A 15214-nucleotide genomic window follows, 5' to 3' on the forward strand; every position below is an offset into this window, starting at 1 on the left:
ATCACATGGTTTTGTTTATATTCACTACTTTAAGGATGCATTTATGTTATGCATGGGTCTTTATTATAAGTAGGCGTTTATATTTTAGAATTTATATGTTTTTAGCTGGTAATTTTTTTACTATCTGGTGTTCGTTGAGGAGGCAGCATGAACTCTAAGCTTAATAAACCAAAACGTCGCTTTTTGCTAGTGTCGGGCTCTAGCTATTCCTTAGTCAATTTTCGAGGGCCGCTCGTACAAAGCCTGATTAGTGCAGGATTAGAAGTACATGCGGCATCACCAGGGTTACATGATGATCCAAGGACATGCCGCCAGTTAGAGGCTTGGGGAGTATTTGTTCACGATATCCCCATGCAACGAACAGGCCTTAACCCGTGGTATGATTTTTTGACGCTAAAAGCACTTTACTTGTTGATGCGTAATATACGACCCGATGTCGTTCTGGCATATACCATCAAGCCGGTGGTGTATGGGATGTTGGCGGCTTGGCTGGCGAAGGTTCCTCAACGTTATGCATTGATCACTGGCCTGGGATATGCCTTTGCCGGAGAGGCACGCGGTAAGCGCGCTCTGGTTTTCCATCTGGTGCGTAGGCTGTATTCGGCAGCTTTGAATAAGGTGGATAAGGTGTTTTTCCAGAACCCCGATGATGAAAGCTTATTTCGTGATTTGGGAATACTACGCGATCGCGTACCTTCCCAAGTACTCAATGGGTCAGGGGTCGATATGGCGCATTTTGCTGCAGCCCCTTTACCTGATGGGCCGCCACGTTTTTTATTGGTTGCTCGCTTGTTGGCAGACAAAGGTGTCCGCCAGTACGCTGAGGCAGCTAGGCGAATCAAGCAGCAGCGCCCTGAGGTAGTATTTCAACTGGCTGGTGATATCGACAGCAACCCCGATACGATTTCGCAACAAGAGCTGGATACTTGGGTGGGGGAGGGATCGCTTGAACACTTGGGTTGGCTGAATGATGTGCGCCCGGCACTTGCCGAGAGTAGCGTTTTTGTACTGCCTAGTTATTACCGAGAAGGCACGCCGCGCTCAATTCTGGAAGCCATGTCTATGGGGCGAGCGGTCATCACTACCGATGCACCTGGATGTCGAGAAACCGTCACTAATGGCGATAACGGCTACTTGATACCTGTAAAAAATGTCGATGCGCTTGTTAAAGCCATGCAACACTTTATTGACAGACCAGCTTTAGTTAAAACCATGGGACAGCGCTCCCACGAGATTGCTAAAGATAAATACGATGTGCATAAAGTCAATGCCGTTATGCTTGAAGCAATGGGTATAGGAAAACCAGAGCTTCGTAATAGGGTGCAAAAACCATTTGATACTATTACTGCTAAATAAAATTGTAGCGTAGTACTGCGTGTTATCTACATTATACCCTGCAAAAGTACTAACAGCCTCGATACTAATTTCCTGATTTTATCTAATTTAATAGCTGCGGCATCTCTGATGCAATAGGTATTTCGATTGGTGGTCACCATATATCTATCTGTATCAGCTAAATGGGTGGTAGATAGCTGTTGCTGAAAATATTGAGCGAGTTGTCGGAGAAAACTTAATGCAGATTCAGTTCAAGTCATATGGTGATCTCGGCAGGGATATTACAAAGAATTTTGAAAAATTTTCTGGTGACTGGGACTTAGTCGTAGGGGTACCAAGAAGTGGTATGGTTCCCGCCTACATGATTGCACTTGCACTAAATATAAATTGTACGGATATTTCATCCTGGGTTAATAATTATCCATTGAAAAAAGGGCTTACGCGATGCGTGAGAAAAGATTTGAACTCTCCCTGGGAGGCACAAAAAGTTCTTATTGTAGACGACAGTATAATGACCGGAAATTCAATAAGAAACGAAATTAACGCGCTTCCCGATTGGTTAGCAGCACGTGCATCGACACTGGCTATTTACTCAGGCAAGCCAATCAGAAGTGATGTAGATATTATTCTTGAATTTCTTCCCCATCCAAGAGCTTTTGAATGGAATATATTTCATCATAATGTAATGAGTAGGTCTTGTATTTGTCTTGAGGGGATGATGTCAGAAAACGAACTTGGTGATGATACAGGTACTATACGCTTTCGTTACCTTCCTTCAAGAGATATCGATACAATCGTTACGTCTCAGAGTGAGTCAAACCGACATAAGGTAGAAGCTTTACTGATGGATAACGGGGTTTCGTATCGTAATCTCGTTATGAAGAAAAATAATAATAATGTCATGACTATTGATTCGCAGGTGAAATTCAAGGTTGAGACTTTTGTTGCATCCACGGCGGACTTGTTTGTCGAGTTTAATTCTTATCAAGCAAAACTAATTTGTCGAGAAGCAGGTAAGCCTGTTTTCTGTTTTAGTGATAGCCGTATATATAACCCTGAAGATAAGCTTGGGGCTCGTTTTGCCAAGAATAAAATAAAATTATTGATATGGAAAGTAGTCAATATGAAATTTCGCCGATAGAAAAGAGATATAAATTATTTTCTGGCTAAATAAATTGTTAGTTCTTTAGTTAATATGCTAGTGAGTTTTTACTGTCTATTTATGCTAATTATTATTAATAGAAAAAATTCTCATCATCAGCTTGTCTGATGCCATGGAGGTGGCCTAATGAATCAGATTGATATTTCTGTCATTATGACTGTGAAAAATGGATCCAAATACCTGGAATCAAGTCTTTCTTCCGTTTTTTCTCAAACCTATCTACCTAAAGAAGTTGTTGTGGTCAACGATGGGTCAGACGATGATACCTGGGAAGTGCTCAAGAAGTTACGTCACATGGCCCCTGTCCAGGTTCAGTTAGTGGATACGCAAGGTGTTGGTCGTGCGCGGGCGCTTAACCTTGCTGTCAACCATACTCGTTATCCGTGGCTGGCCAATATCGACGCAGACGACCAATGGCTACCCGAAAAATTGGCGCAGCAGGTCGCTACTATAAGCCTATTTCCAAATGTGGAGCTTGTCGTAACAGCTAGCCAGATCGTTTATGGAGAAGGGGAAGGGGAGTTAGTTATTAGTAGAGGATTCTCAGTCACACCAATGGGGTGTGATAGTTTTTATGTTAACAATCCAATAAATCATAGCTCTATATTGTTCTCTCGACGATTTTTTGATGAGGTTGGAGGGTACGATGAAGCATTGTTTAGACAGGTCGATATAGACCTGTGGGTACGCGCTCTGAGAAAAGGTTTTATATTTTACCAAGTGGATTTACCGCTAACAGTTAAACGACTTCATGAAGGACAGAGCTTTGAAGTCGGAAATCGATTGAGTTATACATTTAATTCATTGAAAATTAGTCTAAAAAAATTACGACAGCTTAAAGCTCCTTTCTACTATTTTCCAATTGCTTTTGTTAAATTTTTTTATAATAACATTCCAAGAAGCATCCGGCGCCGCTTGAAAAGGGTGAGCCTTTGGAAATTATAATGATGCTCATCTTTGATATGCTTTAGGGATCGCACCTGGAATAGCATAATCCTAAATAATTAGCGACATAAAGTGTGTATGTTCTCCATTTGCATTTTACGAATGCACGGAATTCCAGGCTTCTCTTTATACCAAACAAAAATGTTTATTATATTAAAATGGTAACTAAGGTCAGGTGCTGCCGTATTAATCGCATGTATATGTTAGCTAATAATTAAACGCTGTATTGAGTTTTCAAGGGCATGATTATGCAGGGGACACTATGAGCAAGGTGATCGCGGTGATACTCACCTACAATCGGCAGGATTTGCTACAGCTATGTTTAGCTGCCATTTATTCACAAACATGCATTTGTGACCAGGTGATTGTGGTCGATAATGCTAGCGATGATCATACACAAGAAATGCTAAGTAAATTGGACTATTCGAATCTAAAAGTGTATTTGCTGTCGCAGAATGTAGGTGCAGCAGGTGGATTCAATGCTGGGTTTCGTCTCGCATATAAGGAAGGAGCCGATTATATCTGGATGATGGACGATGATGTCATTCCGGAGCCGTTTGCCTTGCAAAGATTGATTGAAGCAGATAATACCTTGGATAAAAATGGTATTGACAGAGCCTACCTGATCTCTACTGCTTTTACAGAAAATGGTTATGTAACTAATTCACCTTCTATCAACAAAAAAATTAATCATATTGGATATAAAGATTGGCCAAAATTTGCTCAATATGGTGTTGTCTCCGTTGATCGAGCAACTTTTGTATCTATTCTTGTTCCCCGCGGTACCATTGACAGGTATGGTTTGCCTATTTCCGATATGTTCATATGGGGCGAGGATACTGAATATACATTAAGAATAACGGAAGATGTTCCCGGGTTTGTTGTGGGTGCCAGCAAAGTGATACATTTACGGCAGGAGAAAGGAGTGCTAAATATTATTTCTGAAAATAGTGAGGTGCGTCTTAAGTATTATAAACACTTAATAAGAAATAGAATATTTGTCACAAAAAAATATCGTCCAGCTCATGTCGTAGTAAAAATTATGTGTTTAGATTTATATATGATATTAAAATTATTACGAAGAAGACAGTTAAAAAAAGCTGGTATTGTAACAGCTGGGTTGGTTGAAGGTTTTTTGTTTTCACCTGAAATTGAATACATTGATTCACCGGTTAAAAGTCAATGTCTTCCATTGAGAATTTATAAATGTGAAAGTTTATAGTTTTTTGGATAAAGTTGGCTAATAGCTTAAGACGAGGTGAGTTTATGTATAAGTTTTCTGTCATAGTGCCTGTTCATAACAAGGCTTCAACTTTGTTGGACTCTCTCTCGTGTCTTTATAATCAGACCTTTAAGAATTTTGAAATCATTGTCGTTGATGATGCCTCTACAGATGGGTCTCTCCAGATTTTATTACAAGAGGAACGCAAGGGTAAGCTGCGACTGTTCCAGCGAGATAAGCCTGGCCCAGGCGGCTACGCAGCACGCAATTATGGAGCACAGCAGGCAACAGCTGAATGGTTGGTTTTTTTTGATGCAGACGACCTGCTTGTGTATGACCACCTTTCAAGGTTTGCTAATGCTATTTCCGTAAACCCATCTGTTAATCTTTTTGTAAATGCATTTCGGAAGATGGAAGGAAATATAGTAATTCCGAGAAGTGAACCTTTAAAAAATGGAGTCATGAGTCGACAGGAAGCTTTAGCAGCGTTCTCACGTTCTGATTTCATTCACATGAACGGCGCTTGCATACATAAAAATACATTCATGGCCCTTGGTGGTTTTCCTGTTGATCGATACCGACGTGCTGGGGATGTTTATTTTTGGTTAAAAGTTATATGCAGTCTTAAAATGGTTCACTATGATCCCATCGTTACGAGCATGTGGTTGCTTCATAATAGTGGCGTGGTAAGCGACAAAAATAATATGATTCAAATTCATCCTTGCTTAGACTTAAAGAGTGAATGTGAAGTTGGCCTAACGTGGCTTGAAAAACATTATCTAAATGCCGCCATTAATCGTAAAATATTGTCATGGGCGGTTGAAAAAAAGATAGTTGGAAGGTCGGTTAAGAAAGATATATGCTCATTAATACTATTGAGTATGCGGCCCCGCCAGTGGATGACCTTGGCGACTCTAATAATACCTCAGCCATATTACTGTAGATTACGGGATCGTGTGCTAAGTGGTTAAAAACCGTATCTTCTTTTTTATCGCAGAGATTTTTTTCGAAATTAAAGTGATAAAGTAAAGTTGACTATCTAAATAACGGCGCAATTCTCAGATGATTCGCGGGAACTGTTGTGTCGCTAACACTAACTACCCTGTCTGACGTCAGCATATCTCAGCGAATAATAATAAATCTATGCAACATCTTCCTTATTAGGTGATTAGCCATGACACAATTAGAATTCATCGCAAAAAACTGGTTAGGTCGACTGCGTACTTTTGAGTATGAGGCACATTTTTTTGTGAAAGGTGTCTTTGATTATCAGATAGAGAACGCAAATAAATCACTTTTTATAGAAGTTGTAGGGTGTCCAGGGGGGGGGAAAGAGTACTCTGATAGATTATATGGAAGAAAAGAGGTTAATTAAAGATTTTATTCGTGCAAGATTGTGGATTGCCAGACTACAACGTAATACGAACATCGATAGTGCTTATAAAAGAATTTTAGATTACAAGTTAATAAGTTTAGAGAATGAAAAATCAAGGTTTAAGTATTCCCAGTGCGCTATTACTCCAAGAGCAATAGATAAATATGTTGAAGATAAAAAAATCCCGACTGTCTTGCTAATAGACGAAGGCCTTTTTCACCACTTCAAATATGAAATTAGTGATAATTGGGGAAAAGATAAGACTTTATTTAGTAAGCTGATGGAAAAAAGGGTTATTGTGCATATGACCGCTCGGCCAGAAATTATAGCGGAGCGCATTCTTAAGCGTTATAGGAAGACTGGTAACCTGTTGCCATATTATAAAAATAAACATGAATATGAAATTGCTGAATATTGTAGAAAAGCTCAAAAAAAAAGAAATAAAATGATCGGGGAATTTGAGAAAAGAGGAGTACCAGTATTAACGGTTAATGCTGAAGATGGTGAGCAAGCGAATACGAAACACATAGATGGTTTTATCAAAATACTAATGAATGATTACTTAGGAGCTAATTGATTTAACTCGAGGTTGGTTTTTCTAGAAAATACCCGTTGATGAGTAAGAAAATTATCTATTTTTGCCGAAACTCCTTTAAGCAGACTTTAAACTCTCCTCTGGAGGCCCTCAAGGGTATCTGTGGGTAGATGTATTGAATGTTTTTGCTATTTATTAAGGAGGATAGAAGTGAACAAAACGTTTGATGTTTATACTCTCGATAACAAGTATCGTAAGGATATTCAAGGAGTTCGTGCCATCGGCGCGATGCTGGTGCTTGTTTTCCATATCTGGTTTCAGAAGGTATCTGGAGGTGTCGATGTATTTTTCGTTGTATCTGGTTTTCTAATGACCGGAATGTTGCTTCGTCAGTATGCAAGGGATGGTAATATAAAGCCCTTTCATTTTTGGGGAGGAATTATTAAACGGGTGGCTCCATCCGCTTATGTTGTACTCTTAACGACTTTCATTCTCAGTTATTTTTTCGTACCACCTGTTTACTGGGTGGCTACAATACATGAATTTATTTTTAGCGCAGGGAATTTAGAAAACTTATTGCTAATAAGAAGAGAGGTTGATTACTTACAAATTGGAGACCCAGCAAGCCCTTTTCAACAGTATTGGGCACTATCAATTCAAGTGCAATTCTATGCCTTTCTCCCTTTGCTTATTGGGCCACTATTGTATATTTCAAACAAAATGAAATCATTGATACCTTTAATGTTGGGAGTTTCTATAGTTTTTTTTATTTCTTTTTTTTACTCGTTGGTCTCTACGCATTTTACTCCTAACACAGCCTATTTTAATCCTTTGGGAAGAGTCTGGGAGTTTCTAGCCGGCGCCTTGGTTGCTATATTTATCCCTTATGTTAAGTTGAATAAAAAAACGGCATCAATCATCTCTTTTCTAGGTATTTTTATTCTCTTTAGCATCGGTATAGCATTTCCTAGCGACTGGAATTTCCCTGGATATGTCGCGCTATTTCCTGTTGTTTCAGCTGCTTTTATCATCATTTCAGGAAACGAATCTGAAAAACGTACACTGGTGAATAGGTTATTGTCAAATCGATATCTTGTCATGTTGGGTGCCATGTCTTTTACCATTTACCTTTGGCACTGGCCGATATTGGTTTTTTTTCAGCACTATTATGAAACAACAAACTTAGGCGTTGTAAAAGGTATGACCATTGTTGTATTAGGAGTTTTGCTGGCTATTATTACGACCTGGTTGATTGAAAAGCCTTTTAGGAAAATACCCAAGTCTAGGGTTTGGATCTCCTATATTGCAGGTTTTTCATTTTTCATTCCTTCGGTTACGCTTGGGTTGGGTGCTAAATACTATATTGAAAATCTGCATGATGTAAAAGTTGATTTTAAAAGATCTGCATTCGAGGGCGATGAGATTTCTATACAAGACGATGCTTCCAATTTGAACTATTGGTATGTTACCGCCATTTCTAATGACTTAGGCGAGACCATGGACAGAGATAATGGTTGTGCTACGGTCATTACAGAGTCCAAAATTTCATCTTGTGATTTTGGAGATACCTCTTCAGGAAATGTAGTCGCACTCGTAGGCGGGTCGCATATAGGTCAGTGGGAACCTTTTTTCTCGAGTCTAGGGAATGAATATGGATTTAAAGTGGTAAGTATCATAAAGAATTCTTGTTCCCTTGGCTACGAAATTGTGGAAGGTAATGATACTTGTAAGTTATGGAATGAAAATATCGTTGATTATTTAAGTGACCTGTCCCCTGATCTTGTTATAACAAATTCGACGAGGTCGAATCGTCCCCGTGAGAATAGATTAGTAGTAGGGAATCCTGTTGAGTTTGTTCCTTCTGGACATGTGGAAAAATGGAAGGAAATATCTGCTTTAGGTATTCCTGTAATGGGTATAAGAGATAACCCTTGGTTTGAAAGTGATCCAAGCTATTGCGTTTGGAAGAACCGTCATGAGGCAAGCCTATGCGCTCGACCCATTGAAGAGGTGTTGCTATCTGTTAATCCTGCAGATGCGTATGTAGGTGAAATACCTCTGTTTATCTCAATAGACTTTACCGAATTAATTTGTGTTGAGGGATTATGTCCGGCATATTTTGATGAAAGATTGATGTGGTCTGATACCCACCACCTGACACGAAATTATCTGGAATATATCACCCCAAGCCTGAAAGCTTCGCTTGAGCATCAGACGTCAATTTTTCAGGTTTTTAATAATTACGGGGAGAGCAACTAAATGTCCATTTATGAATTTGAAAAAGCGGTGAAATGTAAAAGTGCGATAGAGGATGCAGGTGGGGTTACGAAGGTTCGCAGCCCAAGAGCTTCAGTAATTGTGCCTACTTATCATGATTGGGATCGATTGAAGCTGTGTGTTAATGCTTTGAAAAACCAAACATTTCCCCAGGATGATTTTGAAGTTATTATTGTAAATAATGCACCAGAAGATACACCACCTGTTGATTTCTCTTTGCCTCACAATTTCTGTATCATTAAAGAGAGAAAGCCGGGATCATATGCTGCAAGAAATGCAGCTTTAAAATTGGCGAAAGGTGAAATTATTGCTTTTACTGATTCTGATTGTATTCCGGATCCTTACTGGTTGGAAGCTGCTGTTAACCATTTTGATAAAGGTGTAGAGCGAATAGCAGGAAAAATAGAGCTTTTTTTTAAGTCTGATAAGCTCACTCTAGTCGAAATTTATGAGAAGGCTTTTGCCTTTGATCAGGAAAAATATGCTCAGACTGGAGGAGCAGCAACTGCCAATATGATTACATTGGCGAAACACTTTGAGACGGTTGGGCTTTTTAACGATGCATTAATGTCAGGAGGCGATAATGAGTGGGGCTGGCGAGCAAAAGATAAAGGTATATCTATTGAGTATGCTCCAGACGTTATTGTAAATCATCCTGCTCGTGCCGATATGAAAGCTATGCTAAAAAAACGCAAAAGGGTGATCGGTGGGGAAGTATGCAATAAAAATAATGCTTCTAAAAATACCTTTTTGTTAATTCTTCTTAAAGGCTATTTTCCTCCACGAAGACAGTTAAATATTTTTGGTAGAAAAGGACTCTCATTTTCTAGAAAGTTTTTGGCATATTTGTTGTGTTATTACTTTAAGATTTACTCAACTACTTATAAGTTAGCCTTGCTAATAGGTATTGCAAAGCCCGAGAGATCTTGATCAATAAAATGAAATATTGTTGACTTTGTATAAGGTTCATAAAATATAAACTCTCCATAAATCTTGGAGGGTTTTTTTTGGTATAAATTTTTCTTTAATTTTTCAAGTGGTGCCTGAAAAGTAGCTTACTGTACTGTTGATCATACTCTATAGAGCGCATGGCGTCGTTGGAATCTATACTTGCACCCATTGAGCTATCGCGGTAATAAACAGATAATCTCCAATTACGGATAATGCGATGAAAATGCTACTGCGTTGGCTTCATAGTCTAGTGGCGCTGTTAGCGTTGCTGTTAGCGGGGCCTGTTTGGCTATTGGCGAGTAATCAGGTGGCGACCGATGGGCATTGGTCGTCGCTGGATCGGTCATCTGCTGGCATAGCGCCTGATCCAGCGGTGAACGCTGAAGCCGTCGTTCAGGTATATTCAGCCCGGGCTTATAACTGGCGCGGAGCGTTTGGCGAGCATATCTGGATTGCGACCAAGACTGAAAACGCCGATAGTTACCGACTGCATCAGGTGTTGAGCTGGCGGCGTCCCACGGTGGTGTCTTCAATCGACACGCCTGATCGAGCCTGGTTTGGCAGTCCTCCTACACTGTTGGCTGACTATCGCGGCGAGGCGGCTGCACAGATAATACCGCAGATAGAGGCCGCCGCCGCTGACTACCCACAAGCTGAGCTTTATCGAGTGTGGCCTGGCCCGAACAGCAATAGCTTTATTGCCTGGGTTATACGCGAAGTGCCAGGCTTTGAGGTGACGCTCCCGGTAACTGCTATTGGTAAGGATTATATTTTCAATGGCGTTTTTGCTGCTGCGCCCAGCGGCAGCGGTTACCAGCTGTCTTTGGGTGGGGTGGTTGGCATTATGTTGGCGCTTGAGGAGGGCATTGAACTTAACCTCCTGGGCTTGAGCTTTGGTATCGATGTCATGCGACCCGCTTTGAAATTGCCGGGCATCGGGCGGTTGGGGATGCCCGTCAAGGTAACAGAAGGTTGATCAATAAGAGTAAAAAACTGTGTTTGCAGATACTTTTTATTAAACTAGTAACTACTGGGCGCTGATGACACCAAGCTGCGTTGCTGACATTATCCAAACCACTTATTTGGAAATGATTTGGAACGGCGCCATTACCCAGGCGAATCAATTGCGTTTTTCCCATTGAGGACGAGCAGCGGGTTTAGTTGTTTTGCTGCTGTTCGGTAAAGCGCTGCATGATAGCGAGGGTTTCGTCGCTCACATGGTGCTCCATGCCTTCAGCGTCAATACGCGCAGTCGCATCTCTCACCCCAAGGGCGCGTAAAAAGTGCAGCACGATATCGTGGCGGGCGCGTGACGTTTCCGCCATTTTTTGACCCGCTTCGGTTAGAAACAGCGAGCGATAAGGCTTGCTAGTAACCAACTCCAGCTCATTTAAACGCCGAATCATTTTTGAAACCGTCGCCTGGCTGACCGCCATACGGCTGGCAATGTCCGCCGCGCGCGCTTCGCCGCGGTGTGCCAGCAGGTCGCCAATTAGCTCAACATAGTCTTCAATCAGTTCGGTTTCGTGGGCATTTCGCACCGTTGCATACTGCTGGGCATGCTGCTCCACAGGGGGCAGGGCATCTCCAGGAATGCTTGGGGCAGTCAATGAGGCGTTCGGATTAGAATCAGTCATTGGTAAATTATATCGGAAGCAGTGGGAACAATCATTGGATAGTCGGGGGGATAGTAACGTATTTTTGTGTAATATTGTTAGCCAAGGCTAAACTGTTCGCACAAAGCTTTCTTGCAGAGCTAAAGTCCACGTATCGGTCATGAGCAAAAAGTGAGAGGCAACGAGTAAGGACAATCTAGGTATGGCCCTGTTGGTCTTTATGGCGCTGCTGTTCTCGCCCAAGCAAGGGGTGCCTGATGCGTTTTTTTGGCGGCATCGTCACATTAAGTTAACACCACTTACTCAAGCGTCTACAACGGCGGCGACTGCAGGCATTCCCAGGTTTTCTCGGCAATACCGATGCCAGCACCGGTCATCAGCAAATACGTTTGATCTACTCCAGCGGCATGCAGCGGTTCGGCTTCATCCTGGAAGTGGATGCCCGCAATAATGTGGCCAGTGAAGCCCGCTTCGCGTAGTTCGCGGGTGGCAATAAGCTTGCTCTCAAGTTCCGGAGTGGCTAGCGTAACAGCTGTTATTTGCGCAATATCAAGATGGTGCCAAAAACCCACATCCTCGATATCACCATAAAAAACATGCCGTTGAGTATTTATTTTATTGGGATCTGAATCAATGCCCACTGCCGCCAAGCCCTTATCGGTAAAAAAGTCGTAGGCGGCGTTACCGGTTCGCCCCATGCCTAGCACTAAGATGGTGGCGTTGCCTAAATCCACAGGCTGTTCGTCAGGATGTCGGGCGTGCCGCTCAAAACAGAGCAGGTGTTTCTCCCAGCGATCAAAAAGCTGATGGGCAATGCGATTCAGCGGTGCGGCGATGACAAACGACAAGGCAACGGTAATTGCCAAAGGAACAAGCCACTCTTGCAAAATGCTCGCAGCGACGATCAGGCCAAACTCACTGTAAGCCGTCAAGCTTAAGCCTCCCAAAAAGGCGTTGCGTGCCCTGATTCGGAAGGCAATGAGTAGTGCAAAAAACAGGATCCCTTTAAGCGGAAGCAGAACTGCTAGGATAACCGCAAATAGCAGTGCGTCTTGATCAGGTAAGCCAGCCATGCCTATCTGCAGAAAGAAGCTGATTAACAATACTTCTTTCAGCCCCCAGAGCGCCTTGGATAATTCTTGCGCACGGGGGTGTTTGGCCAGCAGCAGGCCCATGACCAGGGCTCCTACTTCTGAGCTTAAACCCACTGCTTCAAAGCCCATGCCGCCAACGGCAATAGCTAATACGGCGCCTAGTAGCACCAGTAATTCATCGTGCTGCGCCGCGTTCATAAGCCAATAAAGTACCGGCCTTAATAACGGTACCAAAAAAACCAGCACGGCCCAGGGGCTAGGGGAGTTGCCGCTGTAGATGCTGAGAACGGCTAAAGCCACAAGGTCTTGAATAATCAGAATGCCAATCGCAATTCGGCCATGTAGGGCGCGTAATTCGCGTTTGCTTTCAAGGACTTTGGCCGCTAATACTGTGCTTGAAAAAGACAGCGCAGTGGCCAGCAGAATTGCTTTGTCCAGGGGCAGCGATAGAAAAATGACAAAACCAGATGTAAACAACAGGCAGGTAATTGCCAAGTGTATAAAGGAACTTCCTAGCACAACGGGCTCTGCCAGGCTGCGGATATTGAGTTTAAGACCAATGGTGAACAACAGTAGCAGAACCCCTAGATGGGCAAGGTGTTCAAGCATTGGGCCCGCATCACTTGGGAGGCCAATACTGGGCCCAAAGGCATTGAGTGCAAACCCTGCTGATAAGAACCCCACGAGTGGCGGTAAACTTAGCTGTCGTGCTGCGATACCAAAGATAAACGCTACCGATAGAATAACCACTTCAAACATGCCGGATCCCTAGAGCGCGTAACGAAGCTGATTATCTTCCAACTCGCCAGTGCTTTTGCATTTCTATAAAAGTGAATGATGCTGACCAAGTGATCAATACAAAGCCTGTTAAAGCCAGCGTGCCGTACAGAAAACGTACCGGCCCAATGGCATATATATCGCCATAGCCCACGGTGGTATAGGTCACCGCAGAGAAGAAGATATAATCAAAAATGTTGAAGCTGTCGTACCCATGTAAAGCACCAATGCTTAATTGCTCGGTAAGCCACCAGCCAGTGATGCCAAATAGCCAAATTTCGACAACGTGGGTCATCAATACTCCAAACGCCATCGCCAGGATGCGTTGCCGATGTGGTCTTCGAGATTTTTCTATTTGGTGCGAGATAAGCCACAGGGCTTCATAGTGAAGCAGCACCGCAATGACCACGGTAATAAAAGTGGTTACCACCACGGTGACATGCTCAGGGTAAGGAATAGTCATCTTAGCAAGTAGTCAACCTTTGCTCGTTAGCATAACCGGGTTCCCATCAGTAGCAAGGCAGCATCCATATGCTGCCAGCCCCACCATGCGAGTATTAAACAGCTAAACAGCAGAGTTGCCACCATGGCCTTGAGTAAATTATTGCGTGTCATGGGATCACCGTTGTTGACTGCGAGCGCTCGAGCGGCTTTTCATTGATAAACCAATGCAGTGCAGCAGCGACGACCGAGAGCACAATAGCAATTTGCCAGACCGTATTGTAGTTGCCAGTAAGGTCATAAAAATAGCCACCCAGCCATACACCCATAAAAGAGCCTAACTGGTGAAACAGAAATACGATGCCGCCCAGCATGGAGAGGTGACGAACACCAAACACGGAAGCCACAATGCCGTTGGTTAATGGCACGGTAGAGAGCCATAGAAGCCCCATGACGATACCAAATAGGTAAGCGCTGGTTGGGCTTAACGGCAAATAAACAAACGCCGTAATCACTACGCCGCGAATCAAATAGAGCCAGGTTAGCAGCTTGGGTTTTGACCAGATGCCGCCCATCCAACCCGCGGTATAAGTGCCAACAATATTAAACAGTCCCACTAAGGCCAGTACCGTCGTGCCCACCTTTACCGCCAGGCCGTTATCGAATAAGTAGCCGGGGAGGTGCACGGCAATGAACACCACCTGAAAGCCACAGACAAAAAAGCCTAAACAGAGTAGCCAGAAGCCTTTTTGGCCTGCTGCTTCGTTGAGCGCATCTTTGAGGCTTAAATCGGATGCCGTTTTGGGGGAGGGTTTGTCGCGCAGTATTGCCCCCAGGGGAATGATGATGGTCGCGATAGCTGCCATCGCCATCAGTGCTGCGGCCCAGCCGAGCCACTCGAGCAAACCCAGGGTGCCAGGCAGCATGGCAAATTGCCCGAACGAGCCCGCTGCGCTAACGATCCCCATGGCCATACTGCGTTTTTCAGGCGCCACTGCGCGCCCCACAGCACCTAAAATAACCGAGAATGTGGTACCGGAGAGGCCAAGGCCAATCAACAGCCCGGCGCTGACCGTCATGCCTAGTTCTGACGTAGAGAGGCTCATAAACAGCAGCCCCAAGGCATACAGCAAGCCGCCAACAACGATAATCCTGGCCGCACCAAAGCGATCCGCGAGCGCCCCGGTAAAGGGTTGCGATAAGCCCCAAACCAGGTTTTGTAAGGCTAGTGCAAAAGCAAATACACCACGCCCCCAGCCGAGCTCGCTGCTGAGGGGCTCCATAAAGAGCCCGAAACCATGGCGTAAGCCCATGGCCGTGGAAATAACCAAGCTTCCCAATATAATCAGCAGTAGTGAGTGGCGAAGAACGAAGGCCATGATGTTCTCTTTGTTGGCAGGCTAACAGTTAGCTCACTATCGCATGCGTTGTGCGCTTTTAGAAGCTAGGAATAGGTAAGTAAGGCAGTATTAGTTTTATGCTAT

At 43.3% G+C, this 15214-nt stretch carries 15 protein-coding genes; 10 read left to right on the plus strand and 5 right to left on the minus strand.

The features are described 5' to 3' along the window. The first annotated feature begins 147 nt into the window (after window positions 1–147). The 10 genes from E0L35_RS11045 to E0L35_RS11090 all read left to right on the plus strand — a co-directional run bounded on the left by E0L35_RS11045 (window position 148) and on the right by E0L35_RS11090 (window position 10778). Window positions 148–1356, plus strand: a complete 1209-nt coding sequence (locus E0L35_RS11045; RefSeq protein ID WP_138800306.1) for a glycosyltransferase family 4 protein — start codon at window positions 148–150, stop codon at window positions 1354–1356. A gap of 217 nt (window positions 1357–1573) precedes the next feature. After that, window positions 1574–2476, plus strand: coding sequence for a phosphoribosyltransferase (locus tag E0L35_RS11050; RefSeq protein WP_138800307.1), 903 nt, complete (start codon window positions 1574–1576; stop codon window positions 2474–2476). Between the two features lie 147 nt (window positions 2477–2623). Continuing rightward, the gene (locus E0L35_RS11055; protein ID WP_138800308.1) at window positions 2624–3442 is read left to right on the plus strand and encodes a glycosyltransferase family A protein; all 819 of its coding nucleotides are present in this window, start codon (window positions 2624–2626) and stop codon (window positions 3440–3442) included. Window positions 3443–3704: 262 nt separating this feature from the next. Beyond that, on the plus strand, window positions 3705–4664 hold the full coding sequence (locus E0L35_RS11060; protein ID WP_249362131.1) for a glycosyltransferase family 2 protein: 960 nt from the start codon (window positions 3705–3707) through the stop codon (window positions 4662–4664). Window positions 4665–4708: 44 nt separating this feature from the next. After that, a complete protein-coding gene (locus E0L35_RS11065) occupies window positions 4709–5635 on the plus strand; it encodes a glycosyltransferase family A protein (RefSeq protein WP_138800310.1) in 927 nt (308 codons plus the stop codon). Window positions 5636–5838: 203 nt separating this feature from the next. Continuing rightward, window positions 5839–6039, plus strand: coding sequence for a hypothetical protein (locus E0L35_RS11070; RefSeq protein ID WP_138800311.1), 201 nt, complete (start codon window positions 5839–5841; stop codon window positions 6037–6039). Then, a complete protein-coding gene (locus tag E0L35_RS11075; protein ID WP_138800312.1) occupies window positions 6017–6616 on the plus strand; it encodes a hypothetical protein in 600 nt (199 codons plus the stop codon). Before E0L35_RS11070 ends, E0L35_RS11075 begins: the two co-directional genes overlap by 23 nt. A gap of 168 nt (window positions 6617–6784) precedes the next feature. Continuing rightward, complete coding sequence (locus E0L35_RS11080; protein ID WP_138800313.1) at window positions 6785–8833, plus strand: acyltransferase family protein; 2049 nt, start codon at window positions 6785–6787, stop codon at window positions 8831–8833. Further along, window positions 8834–9781 (plus strand): glycosyltransferase, encoded by a 948-nt coding sequence (locus E0L35_RS11085; protein ID WP_138800314.1) that lies wholly within the window; start codon window positions 8834–8836, stop codon window positions 9779–9781. It begins immediately after the preceding gene. A gap of 238 nt (window positions 9782–10019) precedes the next feature. Then, window positions 10020–10778: a DUF3750 domain-containing protein gene (locus E0L35_RS11090; RefSeq protein ID WP_027959267.1), complete on the plus strand. Its 759-nt coding sequence runs from the start codon at window positions 10020–10022 to the stop codon at window positions 10776–10778. 181 nt (window positions 10779–10959) lie between these two features. On the opposite strand, the gene mntR is transcribed toward E0L35_RS11090, so the two are convergent. The 5 genes from mntR to E0L35_RS11115 form a co-directional block, all read right to left on the minus strand. Then, window positions 10960–11439: a manganese-binding transcriptional regulator MntR gene (gene mntR / locus E0L35_RS11100; RefSeq protein ID WP_138800315.1), complete on the minus strand. Its 480-nt coding sequence runs from the start codon at window positions 11437–11439 to the stop codon at window positions 10960–10962. A 290-nt stretch (window positions 11440–11729) separates the two neighbouring features. Beyond that, the gene (locus E0L35_RS11105) at window positions 11730–13271 is read right to left on the minus strand and encodes a cation:proton antiporter (RefSeq protein ID WP_138800316.1); all 1542 of its coding nucleotides are present in this window, start codon (window positions 13269–13271) and stop codon (window positions 11730–11732) included. Between the two features lie 31 nt (window positions 13272–13302). Continuing rightward, a complete protein-coding gene (locus tag E0L35_RS11110) occupies window positions 13303–13752 on the minus strand; it encodes a potassium channel family protein (RefSeq protein ID WP_041158426.1) in 450 nt (149 codons plus the stop codon). 26 nt (window positions 13753–13778) lie between these two features. Beyond that, entirely contained in the window at window positions 13779–13904 is a 126-nt protein-coding gene (locus E0L35_RS26855) for a hypothetical protein (protein WP_268747805.1), read from the minus strand. After that, entirely contained in the window at window positions 13901–15109 is a 1209-nt protein-coding gene (locus E0L35_RS11115) for an MFS transporter (RefSeq protein WP_138800317.1), read from the minus strand. Before E0L35_RS11115 ends, E0L35_RS26855 begins: the two co-directional genes overlap by 4 nt. Window positions 15110–15214 lie beyond the last annotated feature (105 nt).

Origin of the sequence: Halomonas sp. ATBC28, from assembly GCF_005937175.1 — a bacterium.
GTDB classification, from domain to species: Bacteria; Pseudomonadota; Gammaproteobacteria; order Pseudomonadales; family Halomonadaceae; genus Vreelandella; species Vreelandella titanicae.

Excerpts from the sequence above, each read along its gene's own strand:
- E0L35_RS11065 (WP_138800310.1), top strand. The coding sequence starts at position 4,709 with ATGTATAAGTTTTCTGTCATAGTGCCTGTTCATAACAAGGCTTCAACT.
- E0L35_RS11090 (WP_027959267.1), top strand. The coding sequence starts at position 10,020 with ATGAAAATGCTACTGCGTTGGCTTCATAGTCTAGTGGCGCTGTTAGCG.
- E0L35_RS11045 (WP_138800306.1), top strand. The coding sequence starts at position 148 with ATGAACTCTAAGCTTAATAAACCAAAACGTCGCTTTTTGCTAGTGTCG.
- mntR (WP_138800315.1), bottom strand. The coding sequence starts at position 11,439 with ATGACTGATTCTAATCCGAACGCCTCATTGACTGCCCCAAGCATTCCT.
- E0L35_RS11115 (WP_138800317.1), bottom strand. The coding sequence starts at position 15,109 with ATGGCCTTCGTTCTTCGCCACTCACTACTGCTGATTATATTGGGAAGC.
- E0L35_RS11055 (WP_138800308.1), top strand. The coding sequence starts at position 2,624 with ATGAATCAGATTGATATTTCTGTCATTATGACTGTGAAAAATGGATCC.
- E0L35_RS11085 (WP_138800314.1), top strand. The coding sequence starts at position 8,834 with ATGTCCATTTATGAATTTGAAAAAGCGGTGAAATGTAAAAGTGCGATA.
- E0L35_RS11075 (WP_138800312.1), top strand. The coding sequence starts at position 6,017 with ATGGAAGAAAAGAGGTTAATTAAAGATTTTATTCGTGCAAGATTGTGG.
- E0L35_RS11105 (WP_138800316.1), bottom strand. The coding sequence starts at position 13,271 with ATGTTTGAAGTGGTTATTCTATCGGTAGCGTTTATCTTTGGTATCGCA.
- E0L35_RS11050 (WP_138800307.1), top strand. The coding sequence starts at position 1,574 with ATGCAGATTCAGTTCAAGTCATATGGTGATCTCGGCAGGGATATTACA.
- E0L35_RS11070 (WP_138800311.1), top strand. The coding sequence starts at position 5,839 with ATGACACAATTAGAATTCATCGCAAAAAACTGGTTAGGTCGACTGCGT.
- E0L35_RS26855 (WP_268747805.1), bottom strand. The coding sequence starts at position 13,904 with ATGACACGCAATAATTTACTCAAGGCCATGGTGGCAACTCTGCTGTTT.
- E0L35_RS11060 (WP_249362131.1), top strand. The coding sequence starts at position 3,705 with ATGAGCAAGGTGATCGCGGTGATACTCACCTACAATCGGCAGGATTTG.
- E0L35_RS11110 (WP_041158426.1), bottom strand. The coding sequence starts at position 13,752 with ATGACTATTCCTTACCCTGAGCATGTCACCGTGGTGGTAACCACTTTT.